The 24,908-nt window shown below is 32.2% G+C and carries 17 protein-coding genes, 2 tRNA genes, 2 rRNA genes and 4 pseudogenes (1 of these 25 running past the window's edge); 20 read left to right on the top strand and 5 right to left on the bottom strand.

Annotation, left to right across the window (positions count from 1 at the left end; translation table 11 throughout):
* Positions 1 to 46 precede the first annotated feature (46 nt).
* From JJC03_RS07875 to JJC03_RS07885, 3 genes are all read left to right on the top strand, one after another.
* Positions 47 to 1,132, top strand: a complete 1,086-nt coding sequence (locus JJC03_RS07875; RefSeq protein WP_103714726.1) for an agmatinase family protein — start codon at positions 47 to 49, stop codon at positions 1,130 to 1,132.
* Positions 1,133 to 1,293: 161 nt separating this feature from the next.
* Entirely contained in the window at positions 1,294 to 3,678 is a 2,385-nt protein-coding gene (locus JJC03_RS07880) for a penicillin acylase family protein (RefSeq protein ID WP_235874290.1), read from the top strand.
* A gap of 70 nt (positions 3,679 to 3,748) precedes the next feature.
* Positions 3,749 to 5,104, top strand: a complete 1,356-nt coding sequence (locus tag JJC03_RS07885; protein WP_088398262.1) for an FAD-dependent oxidoreductase — start codon at positions 3,749 to 3,751, stop codon at positions 5,102 to 5,104.
* Between the two features lie 128 nt (positions 5,105 to 5,232).
* Here the strand turns inward: JJC03_RS07885 and JJC03_RS07890 are convergent, their stop codons facing one another.
* From JJC03_RS07890 to JJC03_RS07900, 3 genes are all read right to left on the bottom strand, one after another.
* Positions 5,233 to 5,604, bottom strand: a complete 372-nt coding sequence (locus tag JJC03_RS07890) for a cupin domain-containing protein (RefSeq protein ID WP_235874291.1) — start codon at positions 5,602 to 5,604, stop codon at positions 5,233 to 5,235.
* A gap of 6 nt (positions 5,605 to 5,610) precedes the next feature.
* Positions 5,611 to 5,979 (bottom strand): DMT family protein, encoded by a 369-nt coding sequence (locus tag JJC03_RS07895; RefSeq protein ID WP_235874292.1) that lies wholly within the window; start codon positions 5,977 to 5,979, stop codon positions 5,611 to 5,613.
* Positions 5,980 to 6,136: 157 nt separating this feature from the next.
* Positions 6,137 to 7,564, bottom strand: coding sequence for a helicase HerA-like domain-containing protein (locus JJC03_RS07900; protein WP_374226250.1), 1,428 nt, complete (start codon positions 7,562 to 7,564; stop codon positions 6,137 to 6,139).
* A 382-nt stretch (positions 7,565 to 7,946) separates the two neighbouring features.
* Between JJC03_RS07900 and JJC03_RS07905 the strand changes: the two genes are divergently transcribed.
* From JJC03_RS07905 to JJC03_RS07950, 10 genes and pseudogenes are all read left to right on the top strand, one after another.
* Entirely contained in the window at positions 7,947 to 8,771 is an 825-nt protein-coding gene (locus JJC03_RS07905) for a MotA/TolQ/ExbB proton channel family protein (RefSeq protein WP_088398266.1), read from the top strand.
* 35 nt (positions 8,772 to 8,806) lie between these two features.
* The gene (locus JJC03_RS07910; protein ID WP_088398267.1) at positions 8,807 to 9,430 is read left to right on the top strand and encodes an ExbD/TolR family protein; all 624 of its coding nucleotides are present in this window, start codon (positions 8,807 to 8,809) and stop codon (positions 9,428 to 9,430) included.
* 22 nt (positions 9,431 to 9,452) lie between these two features.
* A pseudogene (locus tag JJC03_RS07915) lies at positions 9,453 to 10,003 on the top strand (ExbD/TolR family protein).
* 26 nt (positions 10,004 to 10,029) lie between these two features.
* On the top strand, positions 10,030 to 10,845 hold the full coding sequence (locus tag JJC03_RS07920; RefSeq protein ID WP_088398269.1) for an energy transducer TonB: 816 nt from the start codon (positions 10,030 to 10,032) through the stop codon (positions 10,843 to 10,845).
* On the top strand, positions 10,846 to 11,073 hold the full coding sequence (locus JJC03_RS07925) for a hypothetical protein (RefSeq protein ID WP_088398270.1): 228 nt from the start codon (positions 10,846 to 10,848) through the stop codon (positions 11,071 to 11,073). It begins immediately after the preceding gene.
* 335 nt (positions 11,074 to 11,408) lie between these two features.
* Positions 11,409 to 12,305, top strand: a complete 897-nt coding sequence (locus JJC03_RS07930; protein WP_235874293.1) for a PstS family phosphate ABC transporter substrate-binding protein — start codon at positions 11,409 to 11,411, stop codon at positions 12,303 to 12,305.
* Positions 12,306 to 12,316: 11 nt separating this feature from the next.
* Complete coding sequence (locus JJC03_RS07935) at positions 12,317 to 14,011, top strand: tetratricopeptide repeat protein (protein ID WP_103714734.1); 1,695 nt, start codon at positions 12,317 to 12,319, stop codon at positions 14,009 to 14,011.
* Positions 14,012 to 14,127: 116 nt separating this feature from the next.
* A complete protein-coding gene (locus JJC03_RS07940; protein WP_088398273.1) occupies positions 14,128 to 14,760 on the top strand; it encodes a 7-carboxy-7-deazaguanine synthase QueE in 633 nt (210 codons plus the stop codon).
* A gap of 174 nt (positions 14,761 to 14,934) precedes the next feature.
* Entirely contained in the window at positions 14,935 to 15,330 is a 396-nt protein-coding gene (locus JJC03_RS07945; RefSeq protein ID WP_235874294.1) for an energy transducer TonB, read from the top strand.
* Between the two features lie 140 nt (positions 15,331 to 15,470).
* Positions 15,471 to 16,301, top strand: a complete 831-nt coding sequence (locus JJC03_RS07950) for an IS982 family transposase (protein WP_235873698.1) — start codon at positions 15,471 to 15,473, stop codon at positions 16,299 to 16,301.
* Positions 16,302 to 16,457: 156 nt separating this feature from the next.
* Here the strand turns inward: JJC03_RS07950 and JJC03_RS07955 are convergent, their stop codons facing one another.
* Positions 16,458 to 17,162, bottom strand: coding sequence for a class I SAM-dependent methyltransferase (locus tag JJC03_RS07955; protein ID WP_088398275.1), 705 nt, complete (start codon positions 17,160 to 17,162; stop codon positions 16,458 to 16,460).
* A 69-nt stretch (positions 17,163 to 17,231) separates the two neighbouring features.
* On the opposite strand from JJC03_RS07955, the pseudogene JJC03_RS07960 reads away from it, so the two are divergent.
* Both JJC03_RS07960 and JJC03_RS07965 read left to right on the top strand, forming a co-directional pair.
* Positions 17,232 to 17,725: pseudogene (locus JJC03_RS07960) on the top strand (YkgJ family cysteine cluster protein).
* A gap of 215 nt (positions 17,726 to 17,940) precedes the next feature.
* Entirely contained in the window at positions 17,941 to 18,528 is a 588-nt protein-coding gene (locus tag JJC03_RS07965; protein ID WP_258932558.1) for a PAS domain-containing protein, read from the top strand.
* A gap of 64 nt (positions 18,529 to 18,592) precedes the next feature.
* On the opposite strand, the pseudogene JJC03_RS07970 reads toward JJC03_RS07965, so the two are convergent.
* Positions 18,593 to 19,833: pseudogene (locus JJC03_RS07970) on the bottom strand (exo-beta-N-acetylmuramidase NamZ family protein).
* Between the two features lie 6 nt (positions 19,834 to 19,839).
* On the opposite strand from JJC03_RS07970, the pseudogene JJC03_RS07975 reads away from it, so the two are divergent.
* The 5 genes and pseudogenes from JJC03_RS07975 to JJC03_RS07995 form a co-directional block, all read left to right on the top strand.
* A pseudogene (locus JJC03_RS07975) lies at positions 19,840 to 21,089 on the top strand (ABC transporter permease).
* 711 nt (positions 21,090 to 21,800) lie between these two features.
* Positions 21,801 to 23,316 (top strand): 16S ribosomal RNA (locus JJC03_RS07980).
* 68 nt (positions 23,317 to 23,384) lie between these two features.
* A tRNA-Ile gene (locus JJC03_RS07985) sits at positions 23,385 to 23,458 on the top strand.
* Between the two features lie 90 nt (positions 23,459 to 23,548).
* A tRNA-Ala gene (locus JJC03_RS07990) sits at positions 23,549 to 23,622 on the top strand.
* Positions 23,623 to 23,792: 170 nt separating this feature from the next.
* Positions 23,793 to 24,908, top strand: a 23S ribosomal RNA gene (locus JJC03_RS07995) (it continues 1,754 nt past the right edge of the window).
* Together the 16S and 23S rRNA genes with 2 tRNA genes alongside form the textbook arrangement of a ribosomal RNA operon.

The raw sequence follows: 24,908 nt of genomic DNA on the forward strand, positions 1-24,908 counted from the left end.
TTTTAATTATATAAAATGTACTAACAGAAAGTTTTATTAAAAATATATGACAAAACAACAAATAATAGATTCATTTGATCCATCACAACCAGGTCTTGCAGATGCTACCATTTTTGGATTACCTTTTTCAGCAGAAGATTCAGAAATAATAGTAGTACCTGTTCCGTGGGAAGTAACAGTAAGTTATGGAGCGGGGGCTTCTGAGGGACCAGATGCTGTTATGGATGCTTCTTTTCAAGTAGATTTAAATCATCAGGATTTTCCTGAACTTTGGAAATTAGGCATTTATATGGATGATGCTCCTAAACATTGGAAATCTAATTCAGATAAATATAAGTCATTAGCACAACCCATAATAGAAGCCTTAGAAGCAGGTGAAGATGTCGAAACATTTCCAGTTTTGCAATCTGATTTAGACAAAATAAATAAAGCTTGTCGAGAATTACACACAGAAGTAAAAGAAAAAATACTTTCTTGGATGGCAAAAGGGAAGAAAGTAGTACTTATAGGAGGAGATCATTCAACACCATTAGGATATTATGAAGCTCTTGCGTCTAAGTATCAAGATTATGGAATTTTACATTTAGATGCCCATATGGATTTACGTATTGCTTATGAAGGATTTACGTATTCACACGCATCAATTATGTATAATGCGTTACAAATTCCACAGATTTCTAAAATTGTACAAGTAGGAATTCGTGATTTTTGTGAGCAAGAAGTAGAAGTTGTTCAAAACTCAAACGGAAGAGTAGTAGTTCATACTGATGCTGACTTAAAAGCAGAATCATTTGAAGGTGTTACTTGGGCTGAACAATGTAATGCTATTGTTGATGCTTTACCTGAAAAAGTTTGTATTTCATTTGATATTGATGGAATGTATCCATGGTATTGTCCTAATACAGGTACACCAGTTCCAGGAGGTTTTTCTTTTGAACAAGCAACTTATTTATTTAATAAATTAGCAGAAAGTGGAAAAGAAATTATAGGTTTTGACTTAGTAGAAGTAGCACCAGGTGAAGATGATTGGGATGGAAATGTAGGAGCTCGTATGTTATTTCATATGTGTGGTGTACTAGCTAAAAATAATGGAATGAATACAGGTAATCGTATTGTTTTTCCTAGAAAATAATAAAAAAATCAATTTTCAAACAAGACGAGCAATTTTGCTCGTCTTTTTTTATCTTTGATAAAATCATTACATATAAGATCAACTTCCAAATCGTTTCAAATAGATAAAGACTAATGATTTAGAAGTAATCAAGTTAGTAAAGCTTTAAAAAACTCACACAGATGAAATTAGTCAAAAAAATACTGATCGGCTTATTAGGATTAATATTACTACTAAGTATATCAATTTATGCATATTTGTATACCACAAAACCAAAATACGAAGGAGAGTTAACTATAAAAAATATTAGTAAAGAGACAGAAGTTTTTTTTGATGAATATGGAATACCCCATATTTATGCAACTAATGAAAAAGATGCACTAACTGTCTTAGGTTATGTACATGCACAAGAACGTTTGTGGCAAATGGAATTGTTAAGAAGAATAGCACCTGGTAAGTTATCAGAATTATTTGGCTCAAAAGCCTTAGATAATGATAAGTTATTTCTAGCATTAGGGATTGATCAAAATTCAAAAAAAGCTATTGCTAAATTAGATACTACAAGCAGACCATATAAAATGGCAGTTGCTTATTTAGATGGAGTTAACCAATATCTAGAAAAAGGAGCTACGCCTATAGAATTTACCTTATTAGGAATAGAAAAAAAACCTTTTACACTTCGAGATGTGTATAATACAATGGGATATATGGCTTTTAGCTTTGCTTGTGCACAGCGAACAGATCCTTTGATGACCGATTTAAGAAATAAGTTAGGACCTAATTATATGAAAGAATTAGGAGTAGATCTATCCTACAATTTAACTAAAATTAAAACAAATAATAATCAAGCAATAGATACCTATATTCAAGCATCTAAAGCAGTAGCTGATTTAATAGATAATTCTCCTTTTCCTCCTTTTATAGGTAGTAATTCGTGGATAGTAGGACCTAAAAAATCAAAATCAGGAAAAGTACTCTTTGCTAACGATCCACATATTAGTTATTCACAACCAGGAACATGGTATGAAGCACATATGTATTCTCCTGAACATGAAATTTATGGTTATTTCCTCGCCGGAGTACCATTTCCACTACTAGGACATAATCGTAAATATGCTTATGGATTAACCATGTTTGAAAATGATGATGCTGATTTTTATCAAGAAAAACTCAATCCTAAAAATCCAAAACAATATAAAACACCTAACGGATATAAAGAATTTAAAAATCGACAAGAAAAAATAAAAATAAAAGATACGACTACTGTTGTTCTAAACTTAAAAGAAACGCATCATGGTGTTGTATTAAATGGGATTTTAAAAGATTTTAACCCATCAGACCCTATTTCCTTTTATTGGGTTTATACGCAAAGCGAGAATAAAATTTTAGATGCTGTTTATGCTTTAAGTCATGCTAAAAATTTAGATGATTTTCGTAAAGGAATATCCTATATTGCAGCTCCAGGCTTAAATATTATGTATGGCGATGCAGAAAATAATTTTGCTTGGCAAACATCAGGTAAACTATATAAATTTAAAAAAGGAGTTAACCCAAATTATATTTTAGATGCAAATAACGGTGTTGATGATCAATTAGAATTTTTAAATTTTGATAAAAATCCAAGAGCGATTAATCCGTCTTGGAATTATGTTTATTCAGCTAATAATATGACAAATCAAATTGATGGATATTCCTATCCAGGCTACTATCTACCAGAAGATCGAGCGAAAAGAATTGTTAGTCTTTTAGAATCTAAAACAAAATGGTCTAAAGAAGATTTTTCTAAAATGCTAAATGATCATACCTCAGTAGTTAGTGCTACGGTTGCACATAATTTTGCCCAATGGATAGATAAAAATCAGCTTGACCCAATACAAAAAGAAGCACTACTTATCTTGCAAAATTGGAAAGGGACTAATAACGTTTCAGATATAGCACCTACTATTTATAACAAATGGATTTATTTTTATTTAAAAAATACTTATCAAGATGAGATGGGTGAATTAGGATTTAAACAATTTATAAAAACTCATGTAGCAAAACAATGTATAGATAATCAAAGCCGTTTAGAACAATCTATCTGGTGGGATGACATTACAACACCTCATAAAAAAGAGTCAAGAAAAGATATACTAACAAAATCATTTAAAAATGCCTTAGATAATTTAGTCAGTCAATTAGGAAGAACAATAACTGATTGGCAATGGGGTAAGGTGCATAAAGTAGAATATAAACATCCTATAGGAAGTCTTGCTTTATTCCGTCCATTCTTTAATATAGGTGTTTTTCAAGCGCCAGGAAGTAACGAAGTAATTAATAATGTAATGTTTTATTATACGGATCAAGATCATTATGAAATCTCAGCAGGTCCTTCTACTAGACGAGTTATAGATTTTGCAGATATAGAAAATTCCCTAAGTATTTTACCAACAGGACAATCAGGGAATCCTATGAGTAAACATTATAATGATCAAGCCCAAATGTATATTGATGGGAAATTTAGAAAAATGTTACTCAATAAAAAAGAGATAGAATCTAAATCAACTAAGTTAATATTCAAAAAATAATAAGATGAAAAACATTCATGTTTTTCTGTTCGAATACTATAAATTTGCAAATTCTTTTATAAAAAAATAAATGCAGACTCCTCAAAAAATTGCTATAATTGGTTCTGGTTTAGTAGGAACTTTATTAGCAATCTATTTAAAAAGAAACGGGCATACGGTACATGTTTTTGACCGAAGTCCTGATATGCGTACTGTTGAATTTTCAGGACGTTCTATCAATTTAGTAATGTCAGATAGAGGATGGAAAGCTCTAGAAGAAGTTGGTCTAAATCACGCTATAAGAAATATAGGCATTCCAGTAGATAAAAGAGCTATTCATATGCAAGACGGAAAACTCAATTATCAATATTATGGTAAAGATGGAGAAGCAATTTTTTCACTTTCTAGATCAGTATTAAATAGAAAAATGATTGATCTAGCAGAAGAAGCTGGGGTAGAGTTTAAATTTGAACATAAGATTTGGGATGTAAATTTAATAGATGCCACCTTATATATAGGAGAAGACGAGAGAACAACATGGCAGGAATTAAAATATGATAAGGTGTTTGGGGCAGATGGAGCCTTTTCTCGTATTCGTCATAGGATGCAACGCCAGAGTATGTTTGACTATTCTCAAGAATTTATGAAAATTGGATACAAAGAATTACATATACCAGCTAATCCAGACGGGACCCATAAGATAGATAAAAATTCCTTGCACATATGGCCTAGAGGGCAATTTATGTTAATGGCATTAGCTAATTTAGATGGAAGCTTTACCTGTACTTTATTTATGCCTTTTGAAGGAATAAATTCTTTTGATTCTTTAAAAGAAGAAAAACAATTAATTGATTTTTTTGCAGAATATTTCCCTGATACCAAAGATGTGATTCCTGATTTAGTTCAAGATTTCTTCAAAAATCCCACTAGTTATTTAGTAATGATGAAATGTTTTCCTTGGACTCATACAGATAAAGTAGCATTAGTCGGCGATTCAGCACATGCAATTGTTCCTTTTTATGGACAAGGAATGAATGCTGGTTTTGAAGATATTACAGTTTTAGCAGAAAAAATGGAATTATATGGTGATGATTGGGAAACAATTTTTAAAGAATATGAAAAATCACGTAAGCCTAATGCAGATGCCATAGCAGAACTTTCTAGACGAAATTTTGTAGAAATGAGTACGAAAACAGCTGATGAAAAATTCTTACTCCAAAAGAAAATTGAAAAATGGTTTTCAGATAAACATCCTGAAAAATGGATGCCTCTATACAGTCGTGTAACATTCAGTACGCAACCTTACTCAGAAGCATTAGCAATAGGAGATTTTCAAAATGCTATCATGGAGGAGATTATGGAAATGCCAGATATTGATAGTCGTTGGAATTCGTTAGAGGTAGAACAAAAAATTATAGCCTTACTTGATAACGCTAAAATATATTAGTTAATGAAGGTATTTGAAAAGTAAAAAACAATATTTGTCAATTCTATACTAGAGAAAGCTCTATAAATAATACTATATGATTTTCTCTTCAACCCAAATGAAACAAAATTGTAAAAATTTAGATACCTTTATTTTTCTTCTCGATGTACATTATCCATTGAAAAAGAAGGTTTGCAAATAGCAATGTATTCACAAGATTCTTCAAAAGGATTAGAATATTGTACACGAGTATTCTTTTTAATCCTAATAGATTGTCCAGCTTCTAGTATAATCAATTCATTTTCAATGATAAATTGTTTTTTGCCCGAAATAATATAAGTATATTCATCAAATTCAGGAGTTTGAAAAGGTTCGCTCCAGCCGGGTGGTGCGATCATGTGAGTAATAGAAATTTCGGAATTGTTAGTAGCGATTCTGCCATGATGTTCCTCTATTAATTTTCCATCCGTTGTAGAAATTATAAAAGGAGATTTTTGTATAAAATAATTCTTCTCTTTCATCTTTTTTTATTTTTTAAAAACAAAATAAATCGCTAAAACTAAAAAACACATTCCAATTAAATGATTCAGTCTCAAACTTTCATTTTTAAAAAATAAAAGAGAAAAAACAACAAAAATAATTAATGTTATCACTTCCTGAATTATTTTTAATTGAAGTAAACTAAAAGGACCACCATTGCCCTGAAAACCAATTCGGTTAGCAGGAACTTGAAAAAAATATTCAAATAAAGCCATTCCCCAACTTATAAAAACAATGCTGATTAAACCAGCATTTTCAAACCATTTTAATTCTTTAAACTTTAAATGTCCATACCAAGCTAATGTCATAAAGACATTAGATAATATTAATAATCCTATTGTGATGTATCCTTTCATATATAACTAAGTAATTAGGATCTCAATTTTTAAATTTTTGTGCTTATTGCTGAAAATAAAAAAGAGATCCTAAAAATATTATTTCTTCATAACTTTCATTAAAACATTAAATGCTCCACGAATAAAAGTAGCACTTGTAACGACTTTTAAGACTGATTTAGCAATTGTTTCTCCCATTGAACTTTCTTGGTTTTTTTTTACTAGTCTGATTGGTTGCATTGGCTTCATTTGAAATAGCTTCTAGTTTTTTAGTTAAAATTTCATAAGCACTTTCTCTGTCAACTGTTTCAGCATATTTTGAAACTAATTTTGAATTAGAGTTAATTTCTTTTATCTCTCTATCTGTTAGTATATCCATTCGGCTTTCAGGAGCACGTAACATACATGCTACCAAGGGAGTTGGGATCCCTTTTTCATTTAAAGCCGTTATTAATGCTTCACCTATTCCTAATGAGGTTAGGATTTCATCTGTTTTGTAATATTCAGATTCGGGATAATTTTCAGCTGTTTGTTTTATAGCTTGGCGGTCATTAGCAGTAAAAGCCCTAAGTGCATGTTGAATTTTTAATCCTAATTGTGCTAATACACCTTTGGGAATATCAGTAGGATTTTGTGTAATAAAATAAACACCAATACCCTTGGAACGAATTAGTTTAATAATTGTTTCGATCTGATCTAGCAATGCTTTACTTGCTTCATTAAATATGAGATGTGCTTCATCTATAAAAACAACTAGTTCAGGTTGTTCAAGATCTCCTTTTTCAGGCATATTATTGTAAATCTCAGCTAAAAGATTCATCATGAAGGTTGAAAAAAGTTTTGGTTTATCCTGAATATCATTTAAACGGATAATGTTAATATAACCATGTCCTTCTTCATTAACGCGCATTAAATCCTCAATCTCAAAAGATTTTTCACCAAAAAAAATATCTGCTCCCTGTTGTTCTAATTCTATTATTTTGCGAAGGATAGTGCCTGTAGTAGCAGTAGATATTTTTCCATATTCTTTTGCTATTTCATCCTTTCCCTCTTCTGTGATAAAATTCATTGCCTTCTTTATGTCCTTTAAATCTAATAAAGGCATTTTATGATCATCACAGTACTTAAATATGACAGATACAACCCCTGCTTGAGTTTCATTTAAATCCAGAATTCGAGAAAATAAAACAGGACCAAACTCCGAAACAGTTGCTCGTAATCGGACACCTTCTTGGTTAGATAAAGTTAATAATTCTACAGGAAAAGCTTTCGGCTCAAAAGGTATATCAATTTTTTCGTGTCGTTCTTTAATGAAATCTTTTAATTCCCCCTCTTTTGCAATTCCAGAAAAATCACCTTTTATATCCATCATTAAAACAGGAATTCCGTTTTGTGATAGTTGTTCTGATAATAATTGTATAGTTTTTGTCTTTCCAGTACCTGTAGCTCCTGCAATTAAACCATGTCTATTCAATGTTTTTAGGGGGATCTTAACAGGAATAGCATAAGCTTCCTTTTCAAAAATAGATCCTCCAAGAATAATATGATTCCCTTTACATTGGTAACCATTTGTGATATCTTCTTTAAAATTTTCCAAAATATTCATAACAGACTTCTTAATAGACTGCAAGTTATTCTTTTTTGTTTCAAAAGGGAATATAAAGAGTCTATTTAAACCATTTTTTCTCTTTGTTTGGTGATAATTATGTCTTTTTTTTTGATTTTTTAATGAAAACTTTTATTTTTAGAAATTCTTTAAAAAATGGATTATTTTCCTGATTATTATTAAAAAAATAGTTTTAAAAGACTTGTTTGGTGAGAAAATCTTATTTTTTTTTGATTTTGTTTGATAGAATAAAAATTAATAAAACTCAGGAAAAGTAAAAAAAGTTTTTTTATATCAGCTAAAAAATTAAATTTGCCAGCATTATTACTCAAAAATAATACGAGATTTAATTAATCAATTAGAAAATTTAAATTTTAAAAAAATGGCAAACAACGTTAATGTAAAAAAAGAAGAGAAGTCTAAAGGTGGTGCTTCATACTCAGGAATCATTATTCTTGCATGTATTGCAGTAGGTATTTTTGTGTGGAAATTCATAATGGGAGCTTCTGGAAACTTTGAAGGAGGTAATTCAGAAACAGGTCACCCTCACAACTTTTTAGGAACAGTTTATAAAGGAGGATTTATCGTACCAGTATTATTAGGTATGTTATTAATGGTAGTTGTTTTCTCTTTTGAGCGTTTAATGGTTATCTCTAAAGCTGCAGGTAAAGGTAATTTAGATGCTTTTATGAAAGCTGTACAAGCTAATGTTAACCAAGGAGACATTAACGGAGCCATTGAAGCTTGTGACAAACAACAAGGTTCAGTTGCTAATGCAATCAAAGCAGGTTTAGTAAAATACAATCAAGTAAAAGCTGAAGGTTTTACTTCAGAAGAAGCTACTGAAACAATTCATAAAGAAATTGAAGAAGTTACAGCTTTAGAAATGCCAATGTTAGAAAAGAACATGACAATTATATCTACTATGGTTGCTTTAGGTACTTTAGGCGGTTTATTAGGAACTGTATCTGGTATGATCAAGGCCTTCAGTGCATTAGCTACTTCAGGAACTCCTGACCAAGCAGCATTAGCAGTAGGTATCTCTGAGGCTCTTATTAATACAGCTACTGGTATCTCTACTTCTGCTTTAGCAATCGTAACTTATAACTATTTTACTTCTAAAATTGATACATTAACATATTCAATTGATGAAGCTGCTAACACTATCGTTAACACTTACAGAAGATTTAAAGGTTCTTTAAAATAATTTAAAGACATAATTTTTTAAAGAATAAAATAATTATGGCAAAAGGAAAATCACGTAAATCAGCAGGAGCAATCGACATGACAGCAATGTGTGACGTAGCCTTCCTATTGCTTACGTTCTTTATACTTACTGCTACAGCTAAACAACCAGAACCTTTGCAGGTAGATACACCTAATTCAACGGTGCAAACTAAATTACCTGAAACTGGTTTAGTAACCTTAACAGTAGGTAAAGGTAAAGTGTTCATTGGAATGAAAGACCGTGAAATTCGTTTAAGATCATTAGAATTAATGGGGCAAGAATACGGAATCAACTTTACCGATGCAGAAAAACAACGTTTTTCTTTAATTGATGGATTTGGAGTACCAATGGGGAACTTAAAACAAATCATTGCAATGTCAAGCTCTGACAGAAACAAAGATGGTTTACAACCAGGAATTCCAATGGACTCTATTGATGAAAAGAAAGATGAGTTAGCTAGATGGATATTTAATGCTCGTTCAGCTAGTGCTGAGTTGAGAAATGAGGACTTGAAATTTGCTATCAAAGGAGATGCTAAATTAGAGTACCCAGCTATCAAAAGAGTAATGGATGTATTACAGAAACAAGATGTAAATAGTTTTAATCTTGTAACTGGTTTACGTAGTAGTGATTTCTAATTATATAATATAAGAAAAAGAAATGGCAGAATTAAACGACTCCGGCGATGGAGGTGGCAAAAAGGAAGTGGTAAGGTAAGAAGTAAAAAATCCAATGCAAAAGTGGATTTGACTGCAATGGTAGATTTAGCTTTCTTATTGATTACTTTCTTCATGTTGACTACGTCATTGTCTAAGCCTCAGTCTATGAACTTAGGTATGCCGGATAAAAACGATAAACCTGAAGAAAAGAAGGATAATATTGAAGTAGCAGATGACCGTACTATGACTGTTTTATTAGGTGAAAATAATAAAATTAAATGGTATTATGGTCGAGTAGATGCTCCTTTTGAAGGACCTAAAGAGGCTACGTACGGTAAAGCAGGAATTCGTCAAGAAATTGCTAAAAAAGTACAGTCAGTTCCAGCTAAATATAATGATCCTCAAAAAGGTTTAATTGTAATCATAAAAATGGATAAAAAAGCTAACTATAGAAATATGGTTGATATCCTAGATGAAATGGCAATTTGTAAAGTCCCAACTTATGCTGTAGTTGATATAACAGCACAAGAAAAGGCAATATTAAAAAAGTAATTAACTAAGTTCTAATAATTGAAGATATGAAATTAGATTTGTATAAATCGCAATGGTTAGAGTTAGTTTTTGAAGGGCGTAACAAAAAGTATGGTGCTTATGAGTTGCGTAAAGAAAATTCTAAAACGTCAATCAGAGCATTAATAATCGGAGGTTCATTCTTTGCGTTAGCAGTAGCTTCTCCGTTGCTTATAAGCATGATCCCAAAAGGAGGAGATGACGCTACCATAGATGAAAAAGTAGTATTGGTGGATATGACTAAGCCAAAAGAAAATACGCCGCCGCCGCCGCCACCTGAAAAAAAGCCAGAACCACCAAAACCAAAAGTAGACGAAGTAAAATTCGTAGAACCTAAAGTTGTGGAAGCTAAAAAGGTGACAGAAGAAATTAAAACTATTGAAGAGTTAAAAGATAAGAACATTGCTGAAAAAGACCAAAAAGGAGACAAAGATGCACAGGTTCAAATCGATGCTCCAACAGGTAACAATGATGAAGTGGTAAAAGTGGTTGAAGAAGACAACCAAGTTTATAGCTCTGCAGGTATCGAAGTACAACCTGAATTTCCAGGTGGTAATGATGGTTTTATGAAATACGTACAACGAAATTACCGCACTCCAGAAGTTGATACGGACTTAAAAGGTAGAGTTTTTGTTGAATTCGTAGTAGAAAAAGACGGAACTCTAACAGATATTAAAGTAGTAAGAGACTTAGGATACGGAACAGGAGCTGAGGCTATTCGTATGTTGAAAAGTGCTCCTAAATGGAGACCTGGTGAGCAAAACGGTAAAAAAATCCGTGTAAGATATAGTTTGCCAATCTTACTAGATATTAGAGCTGAATAGATGAATGTAAAATATTCAAATAAGCAAGGGAAGAAATCGCTCCAAGAGCGATTTCTTCTTGTTTTAGGTATTTTCTTCTTTTTTATTTATTTAGTTATGGGATTAATGGTTTTGTTTTGGGATCGATTAATAGAACGACTTCCATTAACAACAGGTTATCGAGTAACTTTAGGTATAGCAATTATTATTTACGCTTTTTTTCGTTTTATACGTTATTTCAAAAAGTAAAATTTATATAATTTTAAATCTAAAGTTTAGACTAAATTATACCCTTCTTACTATAAAATAATTAATAGAGTAGTAATAGTTAATATCTTAAATTTATTTAAAAATGATAACATGCTATTTAAAAAATAAAAGATAAGTTTTTATTTTTATCAATAATTTTTAAGAATATTAAATAATCATTGTTTTTTAGGTTGTGCTAAATCTCTTTTTTAAACCTTTAGCGAGCATGAAATTCAATAAAAAAACTAGCCAAAGTTTTAAAAAATATAAAATAATTAAAGAAGATACGTAAACTGTAATTAATAAATTTATACCTATGAAATTAAAATATTTAGTTGGAGGCTTGTTGCTTACTTCTGTTTTTTTTTATTAGCTGCTACTTTGGTAATAAAGAAGAAAAAGAAACTATATTAACTGGTACTGCCACTATACTAGTAGATGAAACAGTTTATCCTTTAGTTGAAGATCATCAAATGATTTTTGAAAATCAATATCAAGCTAAAATAAAGTTACTGCCTAAACCAGAGCGAGAAATAGTAAAACTATTGTCAGAAGGAAAAAATAATTTAGCAATATTGACAAGGGAATTGACTACAAGTGAAACTCGAAAATTTTCTAAAAGTAGTATAAAAGGTAAAATAACTGATTTTGCTATAGATGGTATTGCTTTTATAGGGCATCCTACTAATTCTAATTTTAAAATCGAAGAAGAAGAATTATTAAGCTTCTTAAAAGGAAAACCATCAAAAATAAAGAGTTTAGTTTTTGATAATGCAAATTCAAGTACAGTTAGATACTTAATGGATTTAGCTAAGCTTAAAAGTTTACCAAAAAACAATCTTTTTTCTCTTTCAACTAATAATGAAGTTATTAAGTTTGTCTCAAAGAACCCTAATGCTATAGGTGTTATAGGTATAAATTGGATAACGCAACCAATGCCTGATTTTCAAAAAATAGTAGAAAGTGTTAAGGTCTTGGAATTAAAGACTAAGAATGGTACATTTGTTATCCCAAGTCAAGATTTATTAGGATCTGGTAGTTATCCTTATAGTAGAAAAATAAAAATATTAAATTATCAAGGAACTTCCGGTTTAGGCATGGGATTTGCTTCATTTGTAGCAGGTGAGTTAGGGCAGCGAATAGTTTTAAAGTCAGGATTAGCACCTGTTAGAATGCCTAGTAGAAATATAATAATCCGTAAGGAAGTAGAAGAAAAAGAAGAAAATAATTAATTGTAAAGAAAATGAATAAAATAAAATTTTTCAGTACTGCTTTTTTTGCAATCAGTGCCGGTGTTTTTGCTCAAGATGTAGAAAGTGCTAAAAAAGCAATTGATGCAGAACAATATGAAAAAGCAAAATCAATACTAAAAGCTGTTATTAAATCAAATCCTGAAAATGGTAAGGCAGCTTTTTTATTAGGAAATGTTTATTTACGTCAGACATATCAAGACTCAGCTAAAACTGTTTTTCAATCCGCTTTAACAAAAAAAGACGGAGGTATATTTAACTATATAGGATTAGGTCAAATTGATTTAGATAACGTTAATGTCCAAGCAGCTCAATTTAATTTTGATCAAGCTACGGCTAACATGAAGAAAAAAGATTTAGAGCAATTTGTTTATATAGGGAAAGCATATACTAATTCTGTAAATCCTAATTATACCAAAGCAATCGAAGTATTGAGCAAAGCTAAAGCAATCAATATGAATGATGCGCAGACTCTATTAGCTTTAGGTGATGCCTATTATGGTTTGAAAAGTCAAAATGAGGCCTATGCTGCATACCGTGGAGCATATGAAGCAGATAATACTTTATTAAGAGCTAAGATGCAATTAGGAGTATTATTAAAAGGAGCTAAAGCCTTTAATGAAGCAAAATCAGCCATTGATGAAGTGTTAACTATTAATTCGTCTTATGGACCAGCTTATAGAGAATTAGCCGAAATCTATTTTGGATGGGCTTTACAACAAAATGACAAAGCTAAATTCAAAGAATATACAGATAAGTCATTAGAATATTACGAAAAATATATGAGCTTGACAGACTATTCATTAGCTTCTCGTATGCGTCATGCAGATTTTCTTGTAATCGCGAAAGATTACAAATCGTTAGAAAAAGAAGCAAACGAAATGGCTAAAATGGATAAAGTAAATCCTAAAATTTTCCGTTATTTAGGCTATTCTGCTTATGAAAATGGAAATATAGATTCAGCAGTTGATGCCTTAACTAAATTTACAACAAATCCATCTAGTAAACTAATAGCTATTGACTACTTATACTTAGGTATGGCACAATTAAAAAAAGCAATTCCAGTTACAGCAGAAGGGGTTAAACCAGTAGTTGATGAAGCCTTATATACACAAGCATTATTGAATTTGAGTAAAGCTGTTGAACTTGATAAATCAATGTCAGAAAGATTGAATGAAATTGGTAAAATTTATTTTGATAGAAAATTATATAAATATGCTTCAGGGGTGTATGAAGTAGCTATTAATAATACAGCTTCTAAAAATTATTTATATGATAACTTCTTTTTAGGGTATTCATTGTATTTCCATAATGTAGCAGAAGGAGCTAAAGCATATGATATCGTTCAGTTGCAAAAAGCAGATAAAGCATTTGCAGCTGTAATTACTAAATCACCTACAACTCAAGATGCGCATATCTATAGAGCACGTGTAAATGCTTTATTAATGGATCCAAATGCTAAAAACCAAATGGTTGCTAGTTATGATGAATTTGCTAAAGTTGTATTAAACAAAGGAGGCGATATAGTAGAAAAAAATAAAGCTAAATTAATTGAAGCTTATAATGAAGTAGCTCGTTTTTATGCTAAAACAGATAAGGTAAAAGCAAATGAATATGTTGCCAAATCCTTAGCTTTAGATCCAGCAGATGTAGATGCTATTAATATTAAAAATACTATTGCTAAATAATCTTATATAGAAAAGTATTTGAAAGCCGGCAATTTAGATAAGTTGTCGGTTTTTTCATTTATTCTAAAAAAGGTATTAATTTTACGTATATTTGCAAGTCCCTTTTAGTAAAAAATATGTTAAGTAAAGAAATACAGTTGGCTGTAAATAAAGGAGATATGCTTCCTTTAATGGAAGAATTTTATACAATACAAGGAGAAGGAGCTTATACAGGTACCGCTGCTTATTTTGTCAGAATTGGTGGTTGTGATGTAGGCTGCCATTGGTGCGATGTTAAAGAAAGTTGGAATGCAGAATTACATCCCCCAACTAAAACTTCACTGATAGTCGAAAAAGCAAAAAAATATGCTAATACTGTTGTTGTTACAGGAGGAGAGCCATTGACTTGGAATATGGAACCCTTGACTGCAAAATTAAAGCAAGCAGGTCTTCGTGTACATATCGAAACATCTGGAGCGTATCCTGTTACAGGCAAATGGGATTGGTTTTGTTTGTCACCTAAAAAGACAAAGTTGCCTGTTCAAGAGGCTTATGATAAAGCACATGAGCTTAAAATGATAATCTACAATAAACACGATTTTCAATTTGCTGAAGAACAAGCATTAAAAACAAATCCTAATGCAAAATTATATTTGCAACCAGAATGGAGTAAAAAAGAAGAAGTATTACCCCTTATAATAGATTATGTAATGAAAAATCCTAAATGGAAAATTTCACTACAGACACATAAATATTTAAATATTCCGTAATTATTTTATTATAAAATTGATTAGTATTTGGGAATTTAAGAAAACAATTATACTTTTGTTTGTAAAAAGGTTTTCTAGCTTTTTTGTTATTACAGAAAAAAATCAAAAGATTTTTTATTTGATAAAAAGTCTAAAGAAATGTGTAACGAAGTATTAATCCCAAAAACTGTTACTATGAAGAAATTAATCGTATTTATTATTTTATGGTTTTGTCAAATATCATTGGCTCAATCTTCTTCAAATGGCATTGTTAAATCCACTCCTATACCATTTGATAATGTTGAAAATCAACCTGTTTTCCCAGGAGGAAATAATGAGTTAATGAAGTTTATTGGTAAAAATTTTTCACCACCAAGTGATGAAAACTTTGCAGGAGGTATTCTTCAAGTGACTTTTATAGTTGAAACGGATGGAAGTATTTCAGACATTAAAGTTATTAATGATTTAGGTTACGGAACAGCACAGGAAATAGTCAGAGTTCTTCATACTTGCCCTAAATGGACACCGGGAGATCAAGATGGAAAACCAGTCCGAGTTTTATTTACTTTATCAGTAACCATTAAAGTATAAAAAAAGCGTCCAAAGCTAGGTAAAGTTTGTAGTCCCAGCAAAGGGAGAAGTCTAATAATTAATTCAAGTTGCTAGTTATGAAATTAAAAAACAAAGCAAAGGTTAAGTAAATTTGTTTTGCTGACCAATAAACAAAACCAATGCTTTGCAAAGACAAAATTATTTCAATTTTTTGTTTAATTGATGATATTTTACAAGGAATTAACCATAAAGAAGATATAAGAAGACAAGTAAGTGATAGCGAGATTATTCTAACAGCAATTGTTTCTTCAACAAGTTTTTATGGTAATCATAGCTCCGCTATCCAATTTATGAAGCAATATGGATTTATTCCTAATATGTTAGAAAAAAGCAGATTTAACAGACGTCTTCATAAAATAGGGAAGCTTCTTTATGAATTGTTTGAAATTGTAAGTTGTTATTTTAAAGATTTTTGCTGCGAAATGCAGTATATCATTGATTCTTTTCCAGTTGCTATATGTAATAATATGAGAATCGCAAATTGTAAAATAGTAAAAGAAAAGAAGTGGAGAGGATACACAGCCAGTATGAGAAATTATTTTTATGGAGTTAAAGTACAATTAGTAACTACAAAAGATGGAATTCCAATTGCTTTTCATTTCACACCAGGAAAAACAGCTGATGCAAAAGCTCTTGGGAAAATGATAGATAAATTACCTGTTGAAGCCTCAATTTATGGCGATAGTGCTTATTTAGATTATGGTTTGGAAGATGCTGCTTTTGAAAGAAAATGTATTTCTTTAAAAATTCAACGAAAATCTAATTCCAAAAGAATCGATACTTTAGAACAAAAAATAGAGAAATTAAAAATGAGAAAAAGAGTAGAAACAACTATCAGCGATATTAAAAAATTATTTCCAAGAACCATACATACTGTTACCTTGGATGGATTTCTAATAAAACTAACATTGTTTGTATTCGGATTACAATTAAGTAAATCAATCAACTAGCAACTTGAATTAATTATATTATGTGATTTCTCCCTTTGTTTGAATTGAAAGATTCTAAACTTTTGGATACCCTCTTTTAATCTATCATTATTATAAAAATAGTTTTGAAGAGAATATTAAAACACGTAAATTAAATGTTTCCTTAATTCCTATATATCACTTCGTAATTTTTGCTAAATAATCAAAATGCTCCCCTTCTTTAATTAATTCACACATTAACCCATTAGCATGACAAGCATTTTGTAATGTATTATAATCCATATAAAGCCAAGGAAAAGAATCTTCCGTTTCCCCTTTATAATGTATTGTAAAAATTAATTCGCCATAATAACCATTAGCAGGAATTTCATAAGCACCCTCTTCATCTTGATCAAACATATAAATGATGTCAGAAGAATCAATAAATATTTGACCATCTTTACTTAATAAATCTTTTAATTTTTTGAGATATTTAGAAGTTTCCTTTAATGTTCCAAAAATACCAGTACCATTCATTAAAAGTAAAATAGTATCAAATTTATCTTCAGTTTCAAAATTAATTAAATTCCCAATAATTGAATTTTGAAGACCTCTTAGCTTACAAGTTTCTACTGCCCGTTTAGAAATATCTAAAGCCGTTACATTTAAGCCTTTTTCTTGTAAATACAAACTATGACTACCCGCTCCACAACCTACGTCTAACACCTTTCCTTTGCTTAATTTTAATGCTTCTTGTTCTAATTTAGGCATTTCCTCAAATGATCTAAAAAGATAACCAATCTCCATTTCATCCTCTTCCGATATGTTAGTTTCAGTAATAATACATTCAGGATTGTTATTAGTCTGATAGTCTAATAGAGCTTTTCCAAATAAATCAAGCATTTTATATAAAGATTAAGGTTCTACTTTTTAAGTTTCTTTAACTTTGTGGTCTAACTTGAAATCCAAAAATTGAAACCAGAATTAAACCAACTCAGTAAGCTTGCCAAAGATAAGCATAATGAAAATAAAAAATATTTTGATAAGCTAAAAAGAAAACTCCTAAAAATTTAGATTGTGTAATGCAGGAATTACATGATATTGAATTTGGAAAAACAGATTGCTTAAAATGTGCTAATTGTTGTAAAACAACAGGACCATTGTTTACCACAGCAGATATAGAACGAATAGCAAAATATTTTCGTTTAAAACCACAACAGTTTATAGGTCAGTATCTTCGGATAGATGAAGATAACGATTACGTACTACAAAAACTACCATGTACTTTTTTAGATACTGAAAATTACTGTATGATATATGACGTACGTCCGAAAGCATGTAGAGAATTTCCGCATACAGATCGAAAAAAATTTCAGCAAATAACAAACTTAACTTTGAAAAACCTAGCTATTTGTCCAGCAGCCTACAATATAGTTGAAGAAATGAAAAAAAAAATTTCCTTATAGATTTATGATTAAAACAATAGAGGAAAAATATTATTTATTAATAATAAAATTTTAAAATAATCATTTTTATGCTTTAAAAAAAAGAATATCATATTTAAATATACGAATTTATTTGTAAAATGTATTTTTTAAAATTATTTTTTTAAAAACATGATATTTATCATGTTTTTTGTGTGTTATTTTTTTGAAAATTTGATAGTTTTTAAAAAATGTTAATGTCGAATAATGCAAAACCTATTCCTGTTGATAGAGAAGTCAATTGGAATAAATCAAGAACGATTGTTAGTAAGACAGATCAATATGGAACTATAGTGTCTGTAAATGATGTTTTCCTAGATGTTTCCGGATACACCGAGAAAGAATTATTAAAGCAACCTCATAATGTAATTAGACATCCTGATATGCCTAAAGCCATTTTCAAAATCTTATGGGATAACCTTAAAAGAGGAGAAAATTTTTATGGTATTGTTAAAAATATGGCTAAGTCTGGTGAATATTACTGGGTTTTAACTGATTTTGATATTGTTGATGGAAACAAAGGATATCAAGCAAGAAGAGTAGCAGTTCCTGAAGATTTAGTTAAAAAAGAAATAGAACCTCTATACCATAGAATCAGAAAACTAGAAGAGTTTTATGGAGCAGATGGGGGAGAAAACTATTTAAAAGGATTCTTGGAAAAAGAAGGGAAAACATATGTAGAATATATTCGATATATAATGGATAAGTATAGCAATCCCAACTTTGAAGAAAAAGTAATGACAGAAGAAGAAAGTAGAAGTTTTTTAAGAAGATTATTTGGATAGAAAAATTACATATTAATAAAGATAAAGTCCCCTTTCTAATTTAAAAAAGGGGACTTTTATTTTTCTAGTATTCTGGAGTTAAATATTTTGCTCTAATGCTTTTAAAATGGGTTAACCCTTTTTTCCAAGATTTACGAATTTCTATTTCAGAAACTCCTTTTTCTATTTGTTCTTGAAGTTTTTTTGTTCCTGCTAATTTTGAAAAAAATCATTAAAAAAAGGATTCATAGTTGTAGAATTCTCTTTATATGCTTTTATCAACCATTTTAGTTCAAGTTGTTTTACTTTTTCTATTTCGCTTAAATCCTCTCCGTAACAAGTTTTTCCATTCCAAACAGGATCTTTGGCACCTAAATTTGGAATAGGGATAAATTTAAAATTATTACCCGTTAAATACGGTGAGCCATAAATTTGAAATTGTTTATCAGTACCGCGCCCAACACTTACATTAGTACCTTCAAAAAAACATAAAGAGGCATATAAGTTAATAGCTTGAGCATTCGGTAAATTAGGAGATGGTTTTATAGGTAAATCATAAACCATTTCTCGTTTATAATTTTTACAAGGGATCACCTTCAACGAGCATTCAATACCATTTTTAAGCCACTTTTCACCATTAATCATTTTAGCATATTCTCCTATTGTCATCCCATGTAAAACAGGTATTGGATGCATGCCAACAAAACTTTTAAATTCATTCTCTAAAATAGGACCATCTATGATATTACCATTGGGGTTAGGGCGGTCTAAAACTAATAAAGGGATGTTGTTTTCAGCACAGGCTTCCATTACATAATGTAATGAAGAAATATAAGTGTAAAAGCGAGCCCCAACATCTTGTAAATCAAAAATCATAACCTCAATCCCAGTTAATTGTTCTGGTTTAGGTTTTTTGTTATTTCCGTAAAGAGAAATGATAGGTAAATCAGTTTTAATGTCTTTACCATCTTTAATTACTTCCCCAGCATCAGCCGTCCCGCGAAAACCATGTTCAGGAGCGTATATTTTTTGCAAATTAATCTTTTTTTCAATTAAAAAATCAACCAAATGGGTTCTATCGTGTAAAATCCCCGTTTGGTTAGTTACGATTCCAACTTTTTTGTTTTTTAATATTGGTAAATAAAGAGATGAGTTGTCAGCCCCTGTTAAAATACTTTTATTTTGAACCTCACTATTATGTAATTTATTATTCTCTTTAAATTTATCCATTTTACTTTCTATTACCTTCTTTTTGCAATTTCCACAAGCAATTATTGTAAAAAGCAATAATAAAAATGTATTTTTGAAAACCAATTTGTAAATCATTATCAATTGAATTTAGAATTTTTTATCGCCGATCGTTTAATACGAACTAGAGAACGTAAAAGTAATATATCCGCCCCAATTATAAAAATAGCCATAGCAGCTATTGCCATTGGTTTGATAATGATGATCGTCTCAGTAGCAACAGGTGTTGGTTTACAAAATAAAATACGACAAAAAGTATCAGCATTTAATGGTCATATAATAATTTCTAATTTTGATGACAACCAATCACAAGTTAGTTTTAATCCTATATCAACCAATCAAGACTTCTATCCTAAATACAATTCTGTTGAAGGTATTAAGCACATACAAGCAGTAGCGAGTAAAGCAGGTATTATTAGAACAGAAAAATCTTTTGAAGGAATTATTTTTAAAGGAGTTGGAAAAGAATACGATTGGGGTAATATTAAAGAATATCTAGTGCAAGGAAAATTGCCTAATGTGAAATCTAAAGTGAATAATGAAGTTATCATTTCAGAATATTTAGCAAATCGACTCTTTTTGAAAATAGGAGACAAATGCAATACCTTTTTATGAAAGAAGAAGGAAAACTGCCCAACCTCCGATCCTTTAAAATTGTTGGGATTTATAATTCAGGCTTTCAAGAATTTGATGCTGTATATGTTTTAGGAGATATTCGTCATATACAACGAATTAACAAGTGGAAAAATACAGAAGTGGGAGCTTTTGAAGTTTTTTTAAATAATTTTAATCAAATTGAACAAAAAGGAGTTGAAGTTTACAATAACACCATAAATAAAGAGGATCCTACAAAAGCATTAGATACCCAAACAATTGCTCAAAAATATTACTATATTTTTGAGTGGCTAAAATTATTTGATTTTAATATAATTGTCATATTAATTATTATGATTATTGTAGCTACTATTAATATGATCGTTGCATTATTAGTTTTAATTCTTGAGAGAACTCAAATGATTGGAATTTTAAAATCAATTGGAGCGGATAATTGGACTATTAGGAAGATATTCTTGTATAACGCAGTCCATCTGATTGTGCAAGGACTATTGTGGGGAAATATTATAGGGGTAGGACTCTTGTTTGTTCAACAAAAATTTGGAATAGTAAAGCTGAATCCAGAAAACTATTACGTTACTACTGCGCCTGTGGATATTAATTGGGTTGCTATTATTCTTCTAAATATAGGGACAGTCCTGATTTGTCTTTTAGTAATGCTTATTCCTTCTTATGTAGTAACCAAAATTTCTCCTGTGAAAGCAATTAAATTTACATAAAGTCTAAAAAATAATAACTGTATTTTAAAGTAATCCCTTCATTAAAATATAAGAGCAATAAAAATTCATAAACCTTTCATTATTTTCCTTCATTCAAGTAACTACAACATATACCTTAGAAAAATCACTATGTAATAAGAGTCAAAATGTTTTAGGATCATCTAAACAATAAATTTAAAACAAACAAAGTTCCAATCTAAAAACACTATATAAAGTATACCTCTTTAAAAAAAGAAAAACTATTTCTAATTCATAAACCCCTCGATTAAAAATAACTCATTATATATAAAATCCTTTAAAACCCATCAAAATTTAAAAATAATAATAAAAAAACAAGATAAAAATCCGTAACTTATTGATACGTAGTTGGTAATAAAATAAAATAAAAAAAACACCTCAAAACCTTGCAAGAAACAAAAAAAAGATAGTATCTTTGCACCCGCAACAGCGAAGTTCTTTAAGTTAATGTTAAGATGTTTTTCGAAGCTTACTTCAAAAAAAGTTTTCAAAAAACACTTGCAAATTTAAAAAGAAATTTTACCTTTGCACCCGCTAAGACGATAAGTCAAAAGCGACAAAAAGTAAAGAAAAAGTTCATAGACATATTGGATTGACAGCACGTTTTAATAGAGATATTAAGACAAACAAAATTTAAGAGAGTAAGAAAACTAGCGACTTTGTCAAAAAACTAGAGCGCAAGCTCAAAAAAATACGATGAAGAGTTTGATCCTGGCTCAGGATGAACGCTAGCGGCAGGCTTAACACATGCAAGTCGAGGGGTAGAAGGAGTTTGCTCCTTTGAGACCGGCGCACGGGTGCGTAACGCGTATGCAATCTACCTTGTACAGGGGGATAGCCCAGAGAAATTTGGATTAATACCCCATGGTATTTTTAAATGGCATCATTTAATTATTAAAGTTCCAACGGTACAAGATGAGCATGCGTCCCATTAGCTAGTTGGTGTGGTAACGGCATACCAAGGCGACGATGGGTAGGGGTCCTGAGAGGGAGATCCCCCACACTGGTACTGAGACACGGACCAGACTCCTACGGGAGGCAGCAGTGAGGAATATTGGTCAATGGGCGCAAGCCTGAACCAGCCATGCCGCGTGCAGGATGACGGTCCTATGGATTGTAAACTGCTTTTGTACAGGAAGAAACACTCCCTTGTGAGGGAGCTTGACGGTACTGTAAGAATAAGGATCGGCTAACTCCGTGCCAGCAGCCGCGGTAATACGGAGGATCCAAGCGTTATCCGGAATCATTGGGTTTAAAGGGTCCGTAGGCGGTTTTATAAGTCAGTGGTGAAATCTGGTCGCTCAACGATCAAACGGCCATTGATACTGTAGAACTTGAATTACTTGGAAGTAACTAGAATATGTAGTGTAGCGGTGAAATGCTTAGAGATTACATGGAATACCCATTGCGAAGGCAGGTTACTACGAGTTAATTGACGCTGATGGACGAAAGCGTGGGGAGCGAACAGGATTAGATACCCTGGTAGTCCACGCCGTAAACGATGGATACTAGCTGTTTGGAGCAATCTGAGTGGCTAAGCGAAAGTGATAAGTATCCCACCTGGGGAGTACGCTCGCAAGAGTGAAACTCAAAGGAATTGACGGGGGCCCGCACAAGCGGAGGAGCATGTGGTTTAATTCGATGATACGCGAGGAACCTTACCAAGGCTTAAATGGGAGACGACAGATTTAGAAATAGATCCTTCTTCGGACGTCTTTCAAGGTGCTGCATGGTTGTCGTCAGCTCGTGCCGTGAGGTGTCAGGTTAAGTCCTATAACGAGCGCAACCCCTGTTGTTAGTTGCCATCGAGTCAAGTCGGGAACTCTAACAAGACTGCCGGTGCAAACCGTGAGGAAGGTGGGGATGACGTCAAATCATCACGGCCCTTACGCCTTGGGCTACACACGTGCTACAATGGACGGTACAGAGAGCAGCCACCACGCAAGTGGGCGCGAATCTATAAAACCGTTCTCAGTTCGGATCGGAGTCTGCAACTCGACTCCGTGAAGCTGGATTCGCTAGTAATCGCAGATCAGCCATGCTGCGGTGAATACGTTCCCGGGCCTTGTACACACCGCCCGTCAAGCCATGGAAGCTGGGGGTACCTGAAGTCGGTGACCGCAAGGAGCTGCCTAGGGTAAAACTGGTAACTAGGGCTAAGTCGTAACAAGGTAGCCGTACCGGAAGGTGCGGCTGGAACACCTCCTTTCTAGAGACATAAAAAGACCTAGGGTCTTACTCTCGCTGTTAGTTCAAAAAAAAAGACTTAAAATACAGAGTCTCGTAGCTCAGCTGGTTAGAGTACTACACTGATAATGTAGGGGTCGGCAGTTCGAGTCTGCCTGGGACTACTTTTAACAAGTATTTTAAGAGAAAAGGAAATTTTAGAAGTTGAGTCCTTGAATTTTGAAATTTGAGATTTAAATTTTGAAATTAAAAACGGGGGATTAGCTCAGCTGGCTAGAGCGCCTGCCTTGCACGCAGGAGGTCATCGGTTCGACTCCGATATTCTCCACGAAAAAAATGATAATTATCAATTGATAATTGTTAATTGATTAAAGTTCATTGACATATTGAGATAAACATACAAACAAGTAGAAAGAACACAAAAAAATGTGAATTTTAAATTGTGAATTATGAATTGATTCATCATTTATAAATTAACATTTATAATTAAAAAAGAAACAATAAGCAAAATAAGGGCGTATGGGGGATGCCTAGGCTCTCAGAGGCGAAGAAGGACGTGATAAGCTGCGAAAAGCTGCGGGGATTGGCACATACGAATAGATCCGCAGATATCCCAATGGGGCAACCCACTATGTTGAAGACATAGTATCCGATAGGAGGCGAACCCGCTGAACTGAAACATCTAAGTAGGCGGAGGAGAAGAAAACAAAAGTGATTGCGTGAGTAGTGGCGAGCGAAAGCGCATTAGCCCAAACCAATGTTGTTACGGCAATATTGGGGTTGTAGGACCACAATATTTCTTGTAAACTGAATTAGAATAACCTGGAAAGGTTAACCAAAGAGGGTGATAGTCCCGTATAAGTAAGGGATATAAAGAATAGTGGTATCCTGAGTAGGGCGGGGCACGTGAAACCCTGTCTGAATCTGGCGGGACCATCCGCTAAGGCTAAATACTCCTGAGAGACCGATAGTGAACCAGTACTGTGAAGGAAAGGTGAAAAGAACCGTGAATAACGGAGTGAAATAGAACCTGAAACCATACGCTTACAAGCGGTCGGAGCATCATTAAGATGTGACGGCGTGCCTTTTGCATAATGAGCCTACGAGTTAACGTTGCTGGCAAGGTTAAGCACTTCAGGTGCGGATCCGTAGCGAAAGCGAGTCTGAATAGGGCGCTTTAGTCAGTAGTGTTAGACGCGAAACCGTGTGATCTACCCATGGACAGGATGAAGCTGTGGTAACACATAGTGGAGGTCCGAACCCGTTGACGTTGAAAAGTCTTGGGATGATCTGTGGGTAGGGGTGAAAGGCCAATCAAACTCGGAAATAGCTCGTACTCCCCGAAATGCATTTAGGTGCAGCGCTGTGGTCTAGTTATATAGAGGTAGAGCTACTGATTGGATGCGGGGGCTTCACCGCCTACCAATTCCTGACAAACTCCGAATGCTATATAATATACACAGCAGTGAGGGCTTGGGTGCTAAGGTCCAAGTCCGAGAGGGAAAGAACCCAGACCATCAGCTAAGGTCCCCAAATGTATGCTAAGTTGAACAAACGCGGTTTGATTGCATCGACAGCTAGGATGTTGGCTTGGAAGCAGCCATTCATTTAAAG

This window comes from Flavobacterium oreochromis (assembly GCF_019565455.1).
Lineage (GTDB): Bacteria > Bacteroidota > Bacteroidia > Flavobacteriales > Flavobacteriaceae > Flavobacterium > Flavobacterium oreochromis.

Bases quoted from the DNA above. Each gene is read 5' to 3' on its own strand.
- JJC03_RS07875 (WP_103714726.1), top strand. From the start codon at position 47: ATGACAAAACAACAAATAATAGATTCATTTGATCCATCACAACCAGGT.
- JJC03_RS07880 (WP_235874290.1), top strand. From the start codon at position 1,294: ATGAAATTAGTCAAAAAAATACTGATCGGCTTATTAGGATTAATATTA.
- JJC03_RS07885 (WP_088398262.1), top strand. From the start codon at position 3,749: ATGCAGACTCCTCAAAAAATTGCTATAATTGGTTCTGGTTTAGTAGGA.
- JJC03_RS07890 (WP_235874291.1), bottom strand. From the start codon at position 5,604: ATGAAAGAGAAGAATTATTTTATACAAAAATCTCCTTTTATAATTTCT.
- JJC03_RS07895 (WP_235874292.1), bottom strand. From the start codon at position 5,979: ATGAAAGGATACATCACAATAGGATTATTAATATTATCTAATGTCTTT.
- JJC03_RS07900 (WP_374226250.1), bottom strand. From the start codon at position 7,564: ATGAATATTTTGGAAAATTTTAAAGAAGATATCACAAATGGTTACCAA.
- JJC03_RS07905 (WP_088398266.1), top strand. From the start codon at position 7,947: ATGGCAAACAACGTTAATGTAAAAAAAGAAGAGAAGTCTAAAGGTGGT.
- JJC03_RS07910 (WP_088398267.1), top strand. From the start codon at position 8,807: ATGGCAAAAGGAAAATCACGTAAATCAGCAGGAGCAATCGACATGACA.
- JJC03_RS07920 (WP_088398269.1), top strand. From the start codon at position 10,030: ATGAAATTAGATTTGTATAAATCGCAATGGTTAGAGTTAGTTTTTGAA.
- JJC03_RS07925 (WP_088398270.1), top strand. From the start codon at position 10,846: ATGAATGTAAAATATTCAAATAAGCAAGGGAAGAAATCGCTCCAAGAG.
- JJC03_RS07935 (WP_103714734.1), top strand. From the start codon at position 12,317: ATGAATAAAATAAAATTTTTCAGTACTGCTTTTTTTGCAATCAGTGCC.
- JJC03_RS07940 (WP_088398273.1), top strand. From the start codon at position 14,128: ATGTTAAGTAAAGAAATACAGTTGGCTGTAAATAAAGGAGATATGCTT.
- JJC03_RS07945 (WP_235874294.1), top strand. From the start codon at position 14,935: ATGAAGAAATTAATCGTATTTATTATTTTATGGTTTTGTCAAATATCA.
- JJC03_RS07950 (WP_235873698.1), top strand. From the start codon at position 15,471: ATGCTTTGCAAAGACAAAATTATTTCAATTTTTTGTTTAATTGATGAT.
- JJC03_RS07955 (WP_088398275.1), bottom strand. From the start codon at position 17,162: ATGCTTGATTTATTTGGAAAAGCTCTATTAGACTATCAGACTAATAAC.
- JJC03_RS07965 (WP_258932558.1), top strand. From the start codon at position 17,941: ATGTCGAATAATGCAAAACCTATTCCTGTTGATAGAGAAGTCAATTGG.